Raw genomic sequence first — 15,871 nt, 5'->3', positions numbered from 1 at the left:
AGAAGCCGGATACTCCAACCCCTGAGAAGCCGGACGACCAGCAGATCGCCAAGGCTGAAGCCGCCCTCATCTCAGTGGTCAAAGTTCGAGACGAGGCACGCTCCGCGTACATGTTTGCGACCGCCACTAAGAATCAGGCTCTCGCAGCACAAAAAGAAGCCCATATTCGTCTCCAGGCAGCCCAGCGGCGCACTGAACACGTCCGATCAACATTCACGGACATCGAAAAACAGGCACTCGACACGTATGAGGCAGCCCACGCACGGTACGAGGAGGCGCAAGCCAGTTATGACAACGCCAGCGCAGCCCTCAGGTCAGCCGTCCAGACTGAAAAACAGGCACGTGACAACTATGAGGCAGCCCAGAGCGTGATTGACGCCGCCGAAAAGGCCACGCCATTCAACTGGCAGAAAATGACGCTCGACCAGAAGAAAGCGTACCTGGCTCACCGCGTCCAGGAAAAAATCAACGAATACCGCGTCCAAGGCGGACTCGCACCCCTGCCAATGGTGACCCGCTACAACCAACTGTGCAACGACTTCGGCCAATGGATCGTTGAAGGCGAGAAGAAAGACGGCAACGGCTGGCCCCTCCGCTTCGAACACCTGTACGACGGTGGCGGGTACGACGCGTTCAACAAAAAACACCCCGAAATTGGCGTCACTGAAGCCGAATACAACCAGCACACGGTCGCACGGGACCTTCCCGGTGACACGATGAACACGAAAGTTGAAAACCTTGCTGCACGCTGGAGCAGAGACAGCAATGGCAAGGTGACAGAGAACCTGGATGCCGCCGACCCTGACGTGATTGCAGCCAACATTTTTAATGGGCTCGCCAACTCGAAGGGTCACAACAGGAACTTCCTGAACGCGGACATTAACGCCGCAGCAGCAGGGCTCGGGTACAACGCTCAGACAGGCCAATGGGTCTACGTGTGGCGCGGACTAGGCTTCACCAGCACGCCCGCCGACGCCTACAACGTTCAGGACACCACCTCGTGGGCCGGAACGGACGCGACCCACGGAGTGTCCTTTAAAGACAACCAGTACGTCAAGAACGGTGACTACAAGGATCTGAAACCGTCGGAAGACTACCATCCGATCAAGGGTGTCACCACAACAAAACTGACCAACCCGCTCACAGAACACACGCCCGAAGCCGCTCCTGAAGATGTCAAGGCTGCGCAAGACGCCAAGAAGGCTCTCGACGCGGCAACAGAAAACACAGCCCAGGCCACAAAGGCAGCCGAAACCGCCAAGACCGACCTGGACGCCGCCCAGCAGGCCGACCAGGACGCCAAAGCGGCATACGAAAAAACAGCCGGAAAACAGGCTGGACTCCTCACACGAGTCGAACGCCTCGAAGCTGAAGCCCAGGAATCCTACGACAATGCCAAAGCCGCAGCCGAGCAGTCCGTCAGTGCCGAAACAGACGCGCAGGCCGCGCTCGACACGGCACAGGCAGGCGTGGACAAAGCGAAAGAAGCCGTTGACGCTCTGGAAGGTGAAGGCGCGGGAGACCGCATCGAATCCAACTATGAGGGCAACGTCAACCGTGGCGCCCCCGTCCTGACGCCTGAAGCCTGACAGTCACTGACAGTTCAGCCCCCTGGCCGCGCATGGTCGGGGGGCTGAACTTTGTTTTACCAGCCTTCAACGGTGATCGAGTTTTTCGCCGCCGGAACGAGCTTGCCGTCCACCACTTCGAGCGTGACACCCAGTTTTGTCACCTTAAATGGATCAGCAGGCGCCCCCTTGTCGGTGTACTTGGCAACCTGGAGGACGGGCTCACCGCTGCGCTTGTAGATGACCAGGCTGATGGTGGCGGGAATGTTGCTCGCCTCAGCTGGGGCATACGAGTCCAGGTCCACCTGTTCCAGGTCGAGAATGTCCACGTGATCCATCGTCATGTCCTGCCAGGTTTCGCACGCCCACAAGACGGGGGTTGACGCGCCGTTGACCTGGATGCGGCCACGGGCGAACGCGTAGTCACAGTTCGGGTCATCGTTACCCATCGCCTCCTGAGCTTTCACGGCCTGCTCCACGTGGTTGCGCGCATAGTCGAGGACTTCCTGGGTGGGCTGTGCGGACGCGTCCTCCTCCAGGTACACGGGGGCTGACCCGCTGAAGAATGGTGCCAGGTCGCCGTCTACGCTCTGGGCACCGCCGATCTCGTACTTGCCGATCAGGGCGGGGATGCGCGAGTCGCGCAGCACATAGTCAAGCAAGGCTCGGGCAGACTGGGAAACCAGTGATTCCTGCATGAGGCCGCTGGTGACGATTACCGAGTCGCCTTCGACGCTGGTGTCCAGTTGAGCCTCCTCCGCCTCACTGACCACGGTGAGCAGGGGCGAGGTCGCCAACTTTGTGTCGGGCTGCCAGCTCGTGTACGGCTCACCGTCAATGGTAGGGATGTACTGGGTGTCGCCAAAAATGTCCTTGCGGGACCGGTCGCCCACGTCCACGGGGTCGAAGTCGGGCAGGGTGGTGTCCATTTCGATGCCACGCTTTTTGCACGTGACGGTGAAGGTGGGGTCGCCCACCCACTGGTCGGCGAACGGGAAGTCGTCGATCTCGCGTGTCATTTCTTTACCGATGAGTGTTTTCAGGGTGTCTAGGTCGCCTTCTTGGAGTGCTTTTTCCAGGGTGGGGCGGGTTTTTTCGCAGGCCGCCTGGGCGTGCTCGACGGTTGCCTCAAAGTCACTGAGGGCGGTGGATAGTTGCCCGCTCATCTGGGCGGCAGCTTTCTCGTTTTCTTCGCTCACGTACTCGGCTGCGCTTTGGGTGGAGCAGGCGGTCAGGGCGGTGGCTGCCATTACGGTGGCGAGTGGGATGGCGAGTGTGCGTAGGGTGCGCATGTGTGGGTCTCCTGTGAAAAGAAACTAATAGGGATACCCACATGATACTTTACGTTGCTACGTTTTCTACCGTGTTCGGCGGCCAGCCCACCTGCCCGACACCAGCTCGCGCACCTGATCCGGCAACACCAACTTCCGACCCACACCCTCCACACGCGACGCCACAATATAACAATTCGCCACCCGATCCTCGCTCCTGCCCTCCACAACACCAGGCTCACACAGCGCGCGACGCACCTCATCAGTTAACACGCCACTAGACGGCAACCGCATCCACGCACCCCCCACCAGCTCCACGCCACCACCCGTCACCACCCCACGAAACACATTCGCCACACCACCATCCGCCACCACCACATTATGAACCGGACGAAAATGCTCCCGCTCACACTCCAACCGTCCCGCAATCAACAACCGGCCAGCCCTGCCAAACGGCTCACACCGACGCGGCAACACGCCAACAGCACGCGCAATCTTCGCACCCGACACCTTCGTCAAAAAACGCGCACCCTTCACCTCCACCCACCCCAACGCATCCACCCAAAAATCCGGAATATACATGCGCCCACCCACCGGATACATCCCAGGCTCATAATCCCAATCCCACCCCATCAAATCAAAAAACAGCGCCCACCGAGCCTCCAAACGCGACCGAAACACCACCCCCGAATACTCACTCACCTGTGCGCCGCTCTTCGCCCGCACACCACGCGACCCGACCCCCACCTACACCACCAACTCACCCTCACGCACCACCGGAACCACCACCCACAACAACTCCACCAACGCATCCTCCACATCCCGCACGCACCCACCCAGCGGAGCACCCCTAAACCCAGCAGCCTCCACCAACACGCCACGATCCTCACCCGAAAACTCACCACACTGCGACGCCACCACCCAATCGGCCAAACGCTTAGCCAACACACCCCACTCAGCCGACTCATCACCAGCCGACACAATCAACCGCACCAACGCTCCCATCCGCCGCACATTCGGCACCGGCAAATCCACCACACCACTGAGAGCCAACACCTGCGCACACTGAACACCCAACGCGTCCACCACCTCCAACGCGTCACCATCCCACCGAGCAAACACGCTCTCCACACCCGCACACCACACGCGACCCTCACGCACCGCACGCACCGCACGAAGGCCCGCACACTCATCCCCCACCAACACGCCCAACGCCGCCCGACGCGCACCCTCATCACGCGGCCTCAACACATCCGGCAAACCGAACGCCACACGCAACGCGCACGCCCTCGCCAACACGCGCTTCGACCCACGCATCCGCGACACATTCAACCGATCCATATTCGACGCCACCACCTCCAACGCCATATCAACCGGCACATACTCACCATCCACCCACACATCAGCCACCGGCACAGCACGAGAAGACCGCACCTCGTCACGCACCGCACTACGCGAAATCACCGCGCGCGCAAGACCCCACACAAACGACGAAAAACGGCCACGCGACCCATCCCACACGCCCGCAAGCACACGATCCACCACCACCAGCCACGCGCGCGAACACACATCCTCACGAATCCGCGCATCCACACCCAACTGGCGAGCCACCCTGCCCACCACATCCGCCCGAAACGCACCATCCGCCAACCCCACCACATCACCACACCGGGCAGCAAACTCATCCAACTCGCCCAACGACCACACGCCGCACTCAACACTCATGCCCCACCTTGTGGGACACCACCCCACTACGCGCCGCGCATCGACACCGCTCCACCACGAGCACGCACATCCGAAATATTCGTCGAAATCTCCGCCAAAAACGCCGGAGGAATCACAATCTCAGCCGGAACCACCCTGCCCGACAAATCCGAATATAGCCCCACCGTGCCGCGCACCACCTCACCCGACTGCGGATCACGCAACGAGCGCATCGAATCCCAATTCGGCAAATCCGACCCCTCAACCGTCCTCGCGCCACTCATACGCCGCAAACGCTCATCCGTGCGCTCCACCTGAAACAAATCCAACGCAAACCCAGCCTGACCATCATCACGACGCCCAAACTGATCCACCGCACCCGTCCCACGATCCAACGGCAACAACAAGCCACGCGAAATACCACCCACCAGGTTCGCATCCACAAAATCACTCACACGCTGCGACGCCAACACCACAAGCACCTGTTGAGAACGCGCCAAACGCATCAAACGCTGCACCTCCTGAGCGCCCGTCGGCCCCGCCAAAAACTGCCACGCCTCATCCAAAATCACCACGCCACCACCGCGATACGACACAGCAGACGCAGACCCGAACACCATCATCTTGAGCAGCCACGACCCAATACGCTGAACCAAACTCGACTGCTCCCACGCACCCTCATCCGGCAACGGAATACGAGTCGACCCCACCATAATCAGGCTCAACCCATCCGCCGTACGCAACGACGCCGACCCAGGCTCCACCCCCAACACCGCGCGGGCAAGCGGAGACGCCTCCAACGTGTCCATAATCGGGCCCACCATCCCCGCAGGCAACGGGCTCTCACGATCCGCCATCCGCAACGCCTCACCCACACACGACGCGCCATTCACCACACCAAAACGCAGCGCCTTCAACAACGCCACCTCAAAACCCTGACGATAATCCTTCGGCCACGGGTCAATACCGCTAATCATGTCCGACGCCAACTCGACAGCCTCACTGTACGTCGCCTCAAACCGCTCCTTGCTCGACCGGTCCACCAGCACGCGCACCGGATCAAACACGCCATCCGCACTCACCAGCGAATCCAAACTCATCACCTGACCACCCAGGTTCCGAACAGGCCGCTCAAACCCACCATCCGACGACTGCTTCGGATCCACCATCACCACCGGCGTCACCCTGCCCGACTTGTTCGGAATCCGCGCCCACTGGCGGGCAAGCGACAACAGTGTCATCGTGTTATGCGTCGGCACAAACCCCGCACACAAATACGTCCGATCCACACTATCCACACTCAAACACCGAGTCCGCTCACTGCTCGACGGCTCCACGCTCACAATCAACAAACGCGACCCAGCAAGACGCTCCACCACGCAGCCCCGCACACGCACCTTCCACCCCGCACTACGCGCCACGCGAGCCACACGCTCAGCCTCACCCACACTCGGACACTCCACGCGCTCACCCAACCCGGCCACACGCTGCGACGGCCCAGGAGCCACACTCACATCCAACTCGCACGGCTCACACAAACGAGTCCCGCCACCGACAGCAAAATCACGAATCTCACCCGTCGACAACACCAGCTCGCCGCTGTCCACCACGCCCTCACCCAGCCACTGCCCACACCGCACAGCCAACGCGCGCACACCATCACACGCCCGCACACGACCCGACACGCCCACCGCCAGCAGCGACGACTCCACGCCCCACGCGCTCCTCCACGGGCCCACACCACGCACCAGGCGCCACACGCCCTCAGCATCCACCAGGTCACCACCGCACCGGCCAGCACGCTCCATCAGCCGCACACACACATCGCCCGCATTCACACTCAGACCATCCACCACCCACAAATGGCACCGGCCCGCGCGAACAACCTGGCCATCATCAAAAGCCACCTCAAACATCTCAGTACCCACCTGGTCAAACACGCCAGTCACCGTGCACTCGCGCCCATCCCTGCCCAGCACGCGCGTCCCCACGCACACGTCACGCAACTCCACAGGCCCCACAGGAGTACACACCACCGTGTCCAGCGACAACTCCTTACCGGAACCAGTCGCGCCCGCCACCAGCAAAGCCGGACCCGCATCCCCCACCATCGCGGCAAACGGGCTCACATACACCGGCTGACGGTCATACTCACTAAACCCCAACAGTGCGCCATCACGATCCCCCACCGTCGACAAATTCGTCACACCGCTATACGCCACCGTCTGCGCCGGAACATCATGCAACTGCGGAGCCGCACGCATCGGACTACACGGCATCGACTCCAAAAACGCCTGATGCTGACGGAACTGCAACGCCCCCAAAATCACCGCCGAATCCGACAAAAACCGCCCCACATCATGCACCACACCCTCGACAGCAGCCACCACACTCAAACCCACCACGCTAGGAGACCCGCCACCCGTCGCATACCCAGCCTCCACCTCAGAGAGCACCTGAATCTGCTGATCCTGATCCGCCTTCGCAGCCCGACCCTGCGCAATACGCTCCTCACGGTCACGCATAAACCGGTCACGCCCACGAGCCAACTCCCCACGCGTCACCTTCACCGGCTCCACAAGCCCACGCATCGACACCATGCGAGCACCCGAATCCATCAAATCCGTACACCACAACGCGCGCCGACTCGTCGCCTCCACCCACGGCAAATCAAACTCCGACACCGACACAAACGTCAACGGGTACGCGCCCGGCACATCCCACGACTCACACTCATCCCGATCCAAATTCTGCGCCGCCTTCGCCGCACCAATCGACCGGAACACGTGCACATGATCCGCCTCCACCATGATCGGAGTATCCGCACTACGCCCAAAATTCCACCACGACTGGACAAGCTGCACCTCATCATGCCCAAACTCGTCCACACCCAAATCCGCCAACCCACACTGGCGCATCACCTTATCCACCGTCTCGTAATCCGACTCGTAATCCTCCAACGGCACCCCGCCACGCACAATCGTCTGAGACAGTGACTCCACCGCGCTCGCCAACGCGCCCTGCCCCTTCCGCCGCATCTTCGGAACCAGGCGCACACCAGCCAGCACCACGCGACGGAACGTGAAACGATCCCCATAATCCGCCTCCAACATCTCACGGTTCGCCAACTCGCGAGGAGCCTGAAACGGCATCGGCACATTCACCGCCACCACGTGAAACTCCCGGTACGACCCCTTCGCCAACGCGCGACGACCACCCGACGTCTGAGCCAACCCCGACAACTGCTCAAAAAACCTCATCAACGGCACGGCAGCAGCATCAATACGCCCCTTCGTCTTCGCATCCACCATCGGGGCAAGCGGAACCTTCCGATACACCCACATCGAATTATCCACGCCCACAAAACGCCCACCAGACAACACCTGACGCACCGGCGTCGTCCACGACGAATCACGCACCCCAGCCATCAGTGCACACGCCCCTTCACCGTCGCATTCTCAAAAGCCTTCAACTCATACCCCGTGCCCACACCGCCCCACGCCACCACGCGCGGCGCAGACTTCGCGCCCACCACCAGCACATCCATATCCATCGGAGCCAACACCGGGTCACCATGCTCATCACGCACACCACGATCCACACTCAACCGCACGCGCACAATCATCTCGTCACTCGAATCCGGCGCCTGGTCAAACCCATCCGCACCAAACCGGTACGCCGACTCCACAATCTGCCACTGCACCGCCACCACGCCTGACAGCGGCACAAACTCATGCGACGAATCCGGATCCGCCACCTGCACGCGCAGCTTCGTCGGATCCCCACTCGTAAACGCATCCACCCATGCGCCCACAGCATCCACCACAGGAGCAGGAGCCTGCGTATTCTTCGACCACGGCCACGACGCCAACCCGTCACTCACACTCGCATCCTGACCCGGCAACGGCACCACCGACGGCATCCCCACCGTCACACACCCGCCCGCACCACTACACTTCACCAGCTGCGACACGCGATACAACTCGCCCACAACCTGACCATCCGTGCCCACAGGCACCACACTGTCACCCGACTGCGCGCCAGACTGAGCCTGACCACCATCACGACGCACCGTAAAATCATGCACCCACCGGTCCTGAACCTCGCCCTTCTCCAGCTTCGCCTCCTCAGAACGCGGCACATACACGTCCAACTTGCGGGCACCATCCCAGCTCGCCACCACGCCACCAGGAATCGGGTTCGACACGTCAGCCAGCCACACGTCCACCGCGCGCTGCGCCACATCACGGCCAGGAGCACTCATCTGAGCAAACGACACCGCATCCGCATTCGGGTCCGTATCCACACGCTGCAACACGCTCAACGACCCCACCACGCACACCGGCATCAACACCAGGCACGCGATAATCACCCACCGCCACTTGCGTGCACGCCGATCCAGACGCGCCTCACGATCCGTCACAAAATCGCGCTCACGCGACACCTGAGCGTCAGCATCCCACGGGCTCGCAGCCTGCCCCCGACGTTTACGCGCCACCAGTCCCCCTCGCCGACAGCGCCCTACGCGCCGCACCAGCAACCTGCGGGTTCAAATCACCCGCCAACACCTCCAACACGCCCACATCCTGGCCAGGCTCCGCAGCCAGCCACATGCGCACCTGCGCATCCGGGTGGGCGAGAAGCTCACGCACGCACCGCGAACACCGCTGGCCACGAGCAGACACCTTATTCCGACATGGCACCCACCGGCGCAACACGCCACCAGGACCATCATCCGAACCGTGCCCACTGCCCTCCAGCGGCACCCACGACACGCAGCGAGCCATCACGCACCAGCCAGCCTGGCAACACGCTCCACACGGCCAGCACGATCCTCGTCCAAATCCACAATCTGGCGGGCAAGACGAGTCGCAGCCACCGTCAACGACGACGGAGGACGCTCCACCAGGTCCACACCCATGCGGCGCAACAGTCGCCACACCTCACGCACCTTTACCTCGCCCAGCGCGGCAACAGCCACACCAGCCTCCAACGGATCCATCTCATGCACATCCACAATCAGGCGCAACACATCACCAGGACCCTCGCCCGACACGACATCCACAATCGAACCGGCCACGTCCTTACCGCACGCGTCCACCAGCAGGTCGCGGTCCTGCGCGTCAGCCTCCATGACCTCAATCGTCTTCGCAACAGCGCCAGCCACATCACCCTTCACGCCCTTGCGACGTGACGGCCTCTTCGCACGCTTCGGCTTCGGCTCAGGCTTCGGCTCAGGCTTCGGCTCCACGTTTACAGGGGGCTGGCCCCACTCAAAATCGGCCACAGTACACACTCCTTGACGCTGGGGCAGACCATCCGCCCCTCACCCACCACTAATGCGACAAACACTCCAGCCGCAACCGTGACCACAGCCAAAGGACACGACGCAAAGGAGGACGCGACCAATGCCCGCCACCAACACCAACCCATACGACATACACCACCTCGCCCAACTCACCGCAGTCAGCCCCGAAACCATCCACACACTACAAGCCGACAACAAGGCCGACACGGCCACCATTGACGGCAGCACCGCATGGGCACACGAAATCGTCCGCTCCCTCACAGCACAACCAAACACTCAACTCCCCACAGTCATCGACCTGTTTTCAGGCTGCGGAGGAATGTCACTCGGATTCCAATTAGCCGGATTCAACGTCCTGAAAGGCTACGACAACTGGCCGTGCGCAGTCGACACCTACACAGCCAACCTAGATCACCACGCAGAAATACTGGACCTAGGAAACACGGACGCCACGACCCAACGGCTCAAACAACACCGCCTCCCCGACGGTTCATTCCCCGCAATCGTCGGAGGACCACCCTGCCAGGACTTCTCATCGGCAGGAAAACGAGTCGAAGGCGACCGGGCAAACCTGACCGAAAAATTCGCGACAACCATCACCCACTTCATGCCATCCTTCTTCGTGATGGAAAATGTCGCACGCGCAACACACGCAGCCGCCTACAAACGGGCTCTCACCAACATGGAAAAAGCAGGCTACACCATCACCAAAATGGTGCTCAACGCCGCCCTGTACGGAGTACCGCAAACACGCAAACGACTCATCACCTTCGGCTCCCTCAACCCGCAAACAAGCACACGCGTACTGGAATACTGGACAAGTCAAGCCGACGAGAAGCCAACAACGGTGCGAGACTGGTTCGGCCAAAGACTGGGAACAGAACACTACTACAACCCACCCCGGAGCTATCAGCGTCGAGCAATCTTCTCCATCGACGAACCCTCACCAACCATTCGAGGAGTCAACAGGCCGATCTCAAAAGGCTACCCAGGACACCCCGGCGACTCAGCATCCATCACACAGGCACGCGCACTGACCACTTCAGAGCGGGCAGAAATCCAAACATTCCCACGAGGATTCCAATGGGTCGGCTCACGCACCAACATTGAGCAAATGATCGGGAACGCCGTACCAGTCAAACTAGGAAAATTCATCGCCGAATCTATCGCCAACACACTCCAAGCGTCAACCGACACCCCACACTAAGCCACCATCATCCACGCGCGCCACGCCACCGCAGCGACCACCAGAACACTCACCACCCCATACTCCACACCAGAGCCAGCCTTCCCCAACACCGGCAACGCGAAACACCCCGACCTGCGCCACAGGGGCGTATCAACGAGCGGCCTGGGTCGAAGCGGCCACACAAGAGGAACCCCCGCCACCGTCACAGAATCCGCCACAATATGCGACACCCAGCCGCATATCAACGCCACACCCATCCACGCGCCACTCCACACCCCACACACCACGGCGCCCACCAGGCACACCGCCCACTGCACGAGGCCAGGCGACTTCTTCCACACCGCGCGCACAGCAAGCGCCACACACACCCCGCCCACCACAGTCGGCACCACGCTCACACTCACACCACACACCACGGCGCTCCACGCCCTCCACGGAGTCACAGCCACCAGCGCCACAAACAACACGGCACCCACCAGTGAATGCGTGATACCACGATGCCCACCACCCACAGCGCTCACCAGCCGCGCCACCCACACGGTGAGCGGCGGCAACGACCTCGCAACAGACGCACTCGGATGATCCACATCCGGCAGCAACGCCGCACCGGCAGACACCAAAGCGCCCACCGCCACACCGCTCACATCCAGGTCGCCCACCAGCGGGCTGGCCGACACCGCGCACCAGGCGGCAACAGAAAACAACGCATGATTATGCCCTAACACGACCCACCTTGTGGGACACGCACCATGCACACGCGACCCGACAGTGGTTGCAAACGGCAGGACACGGACTAGGCCGCGCGCGCACACCCACGCCCAGCAGTGGAAAAACACTGCAACTGTTCAAGCCGCACACCGTGGAAAAGAAACCCCACCAGCACTCAAGCTGTACACAACCCGACAGGGATCACGACTAGCCCCGACTGAACGCCAACACGTGCGGATCCGTCAACACCTCGCACGCCTCCACACGCCGACGCAGCACCAGCCCCTCCCGCGACCTCGCCCGCGACAACGCCACATACAACTGGCCAGGCGCAAACAAGCGGTCACCAGGATCAAACACCATCCGCGACAACGACTTCCCCTGCGCCTTATGCACCGTCATCGCCCACGCCGCACGCAACGGCACCTGAAAATACGCGCCCACCTCCTCATGCACCAAACGCCCATCGATCACCTTCGGACGCGTCACCGGCCACCTGTGCACACCCACAACCACCACGCTGCCATCCTCCAGCTCTACCACCGGCCACCGGCCCTCAAACGCGCGCACCATGCCCACACTCCCATTGACAAACTCACCGTCCGGATCATTCGCCACGCACATCACCTGAGCACCCACCGCGACCCTCACCACGCGCGCCACCGGAATCTCAGTAGGCAGCACGCAGCCTCGCGCCACAGCCTCAAACGCCCGCTCCTCACCATCGAGCATGTCCAAATGCGCCTCATTAATCGAATCCACCCTGCGGTTCCGCCCCGCCAACGTCACCCACACCTGACCGTCCTGCGGGACAAACCCAGGATCAACCAGGGGATCCAGCTCGCCCACCACAGCCTCATCCCCCGCGCGCACACGATTCAACACGTCCACGAACCCCTCATCCGACTGGCGAAACACCTCGCTCAGCTGGATCGTCGAAAACGCTCCCACATCCCATGCGCGGCCACTGAAAAAGAACGGTGAGGCGTAGTGGGAGGTGAAAAACTCCTCCTCGGCGCGCACCACGACCGGAGGCAACTGGAACACGTCTCCCACAAGAATCATCTGCACCCCGCCAAACGGAAACCCCGGCAACGGGCCGTAGCGCCGTAAAATCTGCTCCACCAGGTCGAACGTGTCAGCACGCATCATGGACGCCTCGTCCACCACCAGCGTCGTCAACCGGGCAAAAACGAAGCGGCGACGCCCAGGATCATACTCATCCAGGCTCGTCACATCCGTCCGCAACCCAAAAAACCGGTGGATCGTCAGACCGCCCGCATTCAACGCGGCCAAACCCGTCGGAGCCACCACCATCGCGTCAGGGCGCCTGGACAAAAACTCGCAAATCAGCCTCGTCTTGCCTGTGCCCGCCTTACCGGTGACGAAAAAATTCCCGCCCGCCAACATGCGATCCAGTGCCACCTGTTTTTCAGCATTCAACTCACCCATGCCCCTTCTTGTGGGACAAGAACACACCCCACGCAGGCATGAAAAACGCGGGCAGCACAAAAGGCTGCACCGCAATTTTTCAAGAAACCGTCAGGGCTCCGGGCGCTTACCCACAGTTCGGGCATCCCACGCCGTGCACGCGACGCTTCACGCTCTCACGGAACGTTTCACCGCATGTATGGCACCGCCACACAGCCTGTAACTTCGAGTTCGACTTCACCTGCCACGCCTTTTTCACATTCAGGTCGTCCACCCACTCGGCGGCAAGATCCGGATATTCTTCCGACAGGCGGCCACTCGCGCTATGCGCACACCGGGCACACCCACCACGGTTGACGCACTGTGCCACGCTTTCACGCCACTCATGGCCCTCAGGGCATTTCCACCACACCATCAGGGGCGAGTCAGGTTCCACGTCACGCGCCAGGACCTCGCCATTGCGGTTCGGATGCCACAAGGCGGACACGTCACCGCGCAAATGTTCCACACTGTTCTCGAACACACACACGCGCCCGTCAAGAACGGCCTCCACTCGCTTCACACGCGCACACTCCGAGCACCCTGCCCGGCACATGCTTCTCACGCTCTGGTACACCTCGTGGCCTTCAGGGCATTTCCACCACACTTCTCGACCGGAATTCTCATTCACGCTCGACACGCTCACACCACTGTTGCGCCGATAATCCCACAATTCGGCTATGTCGGGGCGAGCCACGTCCAAGGATCCGCCGCCCGTACACACTGGGCACACACGCCGCGCAACCATGTCACTGACCGGAGCGTCGAAAAGGTGCCCACGTTCACACCGCCACCATGCTGTGCGCTTCGATGACGCCGGAACACTCTCCACGTCCATGCCGCGAACCGCGTTCAGTCCCGCATCCCACCACTGAGCTACTGAAGGGGCCTGAACAGCCACACTCGCCTCACGGGCCAGCTCCGAGTAACACTCCTGACACGCGCACCCGTTCCTCGCCTGCTTTAACACGCTTGCGGACCACCTGTGGCCGCGCGGACACTCCCACCACACGCTGCGAGACAGCCGCGCATTCACCATGGTCGCTTTCAACGCGCCGTTCAGATCATCACACCACCATGCGGCAACATCAGGGTCAGTTTCTGCGAGGGATTTGCCGACAGGCGGGGCCGTCACCCCCGCACGTTTCGCTTCCTCGACGAATGCCAGTCGCCCTGGATCACACTCGGGGCACACACCCAGCACGCACTGGTCTTTGACGCTGCGTTCCCACATGTGGCCATCCGGGCACTTCCACCACGCGGAAAGGCCGGACATGATGCTCACACTATCCGCGCCCACGCCACCGTTACCGGTCGTATCCCACAAGGCGGCAACACTGTGATCCCGGTCAGCCAGAGAATTACCCTGCTTCGGGCGGTGAAAGACACGAGCGGTACCGTAGCGACACTGCTCGCACCTGCCCACCCTAACCTGGTCGGCCACCGTGCGCACCCAGGCATGGTGGCACGCAGGGCACCGCCAGTGAGCCTTGAGGGTGGATGTCGGGCGAACAGTGGACGGCGTGACCTGACGGTTGTGCTTCTGATCCCACATGCCCGCAACCTCGGGGTGCAGGTCGGCCAGTGACTGGTCGGAATCCACGTCGCCATGAGCATTCCCGTATTGACACAGTGGGCATGAGTTGTTCATCACCTGAGCTCTGACACGGCGCCTCCACTCGTGACCGTTCGGGCATATCCACCATGCGGCAAAGTTCGACCCCGGCATCGCCTTGTCGGGCGTGGCGTCACCGTTTTTTCTCGGGTGCCATAGGGCTGCCACCTCGGGGTGCAGGTCGGCCAGTGACTGGCCTGGCGCGGCCGTGCGCAGCCCGGATACACGACGGCGCGACGGTGGGTGACATGTCGGACACCCTCGTTGACGGGCCACCTCATTGTTGACTATGCTCCGCCATTCATGGCCGTTCGGGCACGCCCACCAGGCGACAAGGCCGGAGCCCGGCCCTACCATGTCAGGCGTCACCCCGTCGTTTTTCGTCGGGTGCCACAACGCTGCGACATCCGGCTTCAGGTCGGCAAGAGACCTCCCAGGCTGGGCGAGCCGGAAATGGTGGCGGAAAGCAATCTGCCTGCGATCTGACTCAACACGCGGGTCGCGCCTGCCGTCGGCTGCGGCTTCGCACGCCGGGCACCCTGCCCCCTCCGTCCTGGAAGATACGACAGCCTGCCACACGTTCAGGCATGTCGGGCACATCCACCACGCGTTATACGAACTGTCGGCATTCACATCTCCTGGACGCACAGGATCGTTCAGGCGCTCATGCCACTGCTCGGCAAGGTCGGCACTCAAGGGTGTTGACTGGCGAGGGGCCTCGTCTTTGCGTGACCCAAAAATACGATTCCAAATACTCATGCCCATCCTTGTGGGACGAGCATGTGTCAGACGAACCGGCCCCCGTAAAGATCCAGCCCACTACCGAGCAGTATCGGTGCGGGCTGAACGATTACTTTGAGTATAGCACACCCAGGATGGCATGTGCACCGAAAAAAAGAAACGCAATAAATATCTATCTGCCGGAATTTAATTTTATTTACCCGACGAGAATAGTAATCCGTGCGTCATACGCTGTGCATATTATATGAATATTCACAACTCGAAAAAGGGCATAAAAAAGCACACCCATGGCATAGA

At 61.4% G+C, this 15,871-nt stretch carries 11 protein-coding genes and 1 pseudogene; 2 read left to right on the top strand and 10 right to left on the bottom strand.

Going from position 1 to position 15,871, the window contains the following annotated elements:
• Positions 1-1,589: pseudogene (locus HMPREF2975_RS12445) on the top strand (hypothetical protein); the annotation flags it as partial.
• Positions 1,590-1,645: 56 nt separating this feature from the next.
• Here HMPREF2975_RS12445 and HMPREF2975_RS02390 read toward each other — a convergent pair.
• From HMPREF2975_RS02390 to HMPREF2975_RS02360, 7 genes are all read right to left on the bottom strand, one after another.
• Complete coding sequence (locus HMPREF2975_RS02390; RefSeq protein WP_070725546.1) at positions 1,646-2,860, bottom strand: hypothetical protein; 1,215 nt, start codon at positions 2,858-2,860, stop codon at positions 1,646-1,648.
• Between the two features lie 66 nt (positions 2,861-2,926).
• Complete coding sequence (locus HMPREF2975_RS02385) at positions 2,927-3,541, bottom strand: PDDEXK family nuclease (RefSeq protein ID WP_193599961.1); 615 nt, start codon at positions 3,539-3,541, stop codon at positions 2,927-2,929.
• Positions 3,542-3,586: 45 nt separating this feature from the next.
• Positions 3,587-4,564 (bottom strand): hypothetical protein, encoded by a 978-nt coding sequence (locus HMPREF2975_RS02380; RefSeq protein WP_070725542.1) that lies wholly within the window; start codon positions 4,562-4,564, stop codon positions 3,587-3,589.
• A gap of 26 nt (positions 4,565-4,590) precedes the next feature.
• A complete protein-coding gene (locus HMPREF2975_RS02375; protein ID WP_070725540.1) occupies positions 4,591-7,971 on the bottom strand; it encodes an ATP-binding protein in 3,381 nt (1,126 codons plus the stop codon).
• Positions 7,971-9,041 carry a hypothetical protein gene (locus HMPREF2975_RS02370; RefSeq protein WP_070725539.1) on the bottom strand — a complete coding sequence of 357 codons (1,071 nt, stop codon included), beginning with the start codon at positions 9,039-9,041 and terminating at the stop codon, positions 7,971-7,973. The genes HMPREF2975_RS02375 and HMPREF2975_RS02370 overlap by 1 nt, the downstream gene beginning before the upstream one ends.
• A complete protein-coding gene (locus HMPREF2975_RS12440; protein WP_193599960.1) occupies positions 9,031-9,195 on the bottom strand; it encodes a hypothetical protein in 165 nt (54 codons plus the stop codon). Before HMPREF2975_RS12440 ends, HMPREF2975_RS02370 begins: the two co-directional genes overlap by 11 nt.
• Positions 9,196-9,329: 134 nt before the next feature.
• Positions 9,330-9,830 carry a hypothetical protein gene (locus HMPREF2975_RS02360; RefSeq protein ID WP_070725537.1) on the bottom strand — a complete coding sequence of 167 codons (501 nt, stop codon included), beginning with the start codon at positions 9,828-9,830 and terminating at the stop codon, positions 9,330-9,332.
• A gap of 121 nt (positions 9,831-9,951) precedes the next feature.
• Here HMPREF2975_RS02360 and HMPREF2975_RS02355 point away from each other — a divergent pair, with 121 nt between their 5' ends.
• Positions 9,952-11,058, top strand: a complete 1,107-nt coding sequence (locus HMPREF2975_RS02355; protein WP_083314359.1) for a DNA cytosine methyltransferase — start codon at positions 9,952-9,954, stop codon at positions 11,056-11,058.
• Here the strand turns inward: HMPREF2975_RS02355 and HMPREF2975_RS02350 are convergent.
• The 3 genes from HMPREF2975_RS02350 to HMPREF2975_RS02340 all read right to left on the bottom strand — a co-directional run bounded on the left by HMPREF2975_RS02350 (position 11,055) and on the right by HMPREF2975_RS02340 (position 15,592).
• Positions 11,055-11,765, bottom strand: coding sequence for a metal-dependent hydrolase (locus tag HMPREF2975_RS02350; protein ID WP_193599959.1), 711 nt, complete (start codon positions 11,763-11,765; stop codon positions 11,055-11,057). The genes HMPREF2975_RS02355 and HMPREF2975_RS02350 overlap by 4 nt on opposite strands.
• Positions 11,766-11,955: 190 nt before the next feature.
• Entirely contained in the window at positions 11,956-13,200 is a 1,245-nt protein-coding gene (locus HMPREF2975_RS02345) for an ATP-dependent DNA helicase (RefSeq protein ID WP_070725533.1), read from the bottom strand.
• A gap of 106 nt (positions 13,201-13,306) precedes the next feature.
• On the bottom strand, positions 13,307-15,592 hold the full coding sequence (locus HMPREF2975_RS02340) for a zinc-ribbon domain-containing protein (protein ID WP_193599958.1): 2,286 nt from the start codon (positions 15,590-15,592) through the stop codon (positions 13,307-13,309).
• Positions 15,593-15,871 lie beyond the last annotated feature (279 nt).

It is taken from the genome of Actinomyces sp. HMSC065F12 (assembly GCF_001814535.1).
GTDB lineage: Bacteria > Actinomycetota > Actinomycetes > Actinomycetales > Actinomycetaceae > Pauljensenia > Pauljensenia radingae_A.
The sequence above is the reverse complement of the archived record's forward strand: the minus strand, read 5'-3'. Positions and strand labels throughout refer to the sequence as shown.

What these genes read in the sequence shown, in the direction of transcription:
- HMPREF2975_RS02340 (WP_193599958.1), bottom strand. Translation starts at nt 15,592, where the DNA reads ATGAGTATTTGGAATCGTATTTTTGGGTCACGCAAAGACGAGGCCCCT.
- HMPREF2975_RS02380 (WP_070725542.1), bottom strand. Translation starts at nt 4,564, where the DNA reads ATGAGTGTTGAGTGCGGCGTGTGGTCGTTGGGCGAGTTGGATGAGTTT.
- HMPREF2975_RS02375 (WP_070725540.1), bottom strand. Translation starts at nt 7,971, where the DNA reads ATGGCTGGGGTGCGTGATTCGTCGTGGACGACGCCGGTGCGTCAGGTG.
- HMPREF2975_RS02345 (WP_070725533.1), bottom strand. Translation starts at nt 13,200, where the DNA reads ATGGGTGAGTTGAATGCTGAAAAACAGGTGGCACTGGATCGCATGTTG.
- HMPREF2975_RS02355 (WP_083314359.1), top strand. Translation starts at nt 9,952, where the DNA reads ATGCCCGCCACCAACACCAACCCATACGACATACACCACCTCGCCCAA.
- HMPREF2975_RS02390 (WP_070725546.1), bottom strand. Translation starts at nt 2,860, where the DNA reads ATGCGCACCCTACGCACACTCGCCATCCCACTCGCCACCGTAATGGCA.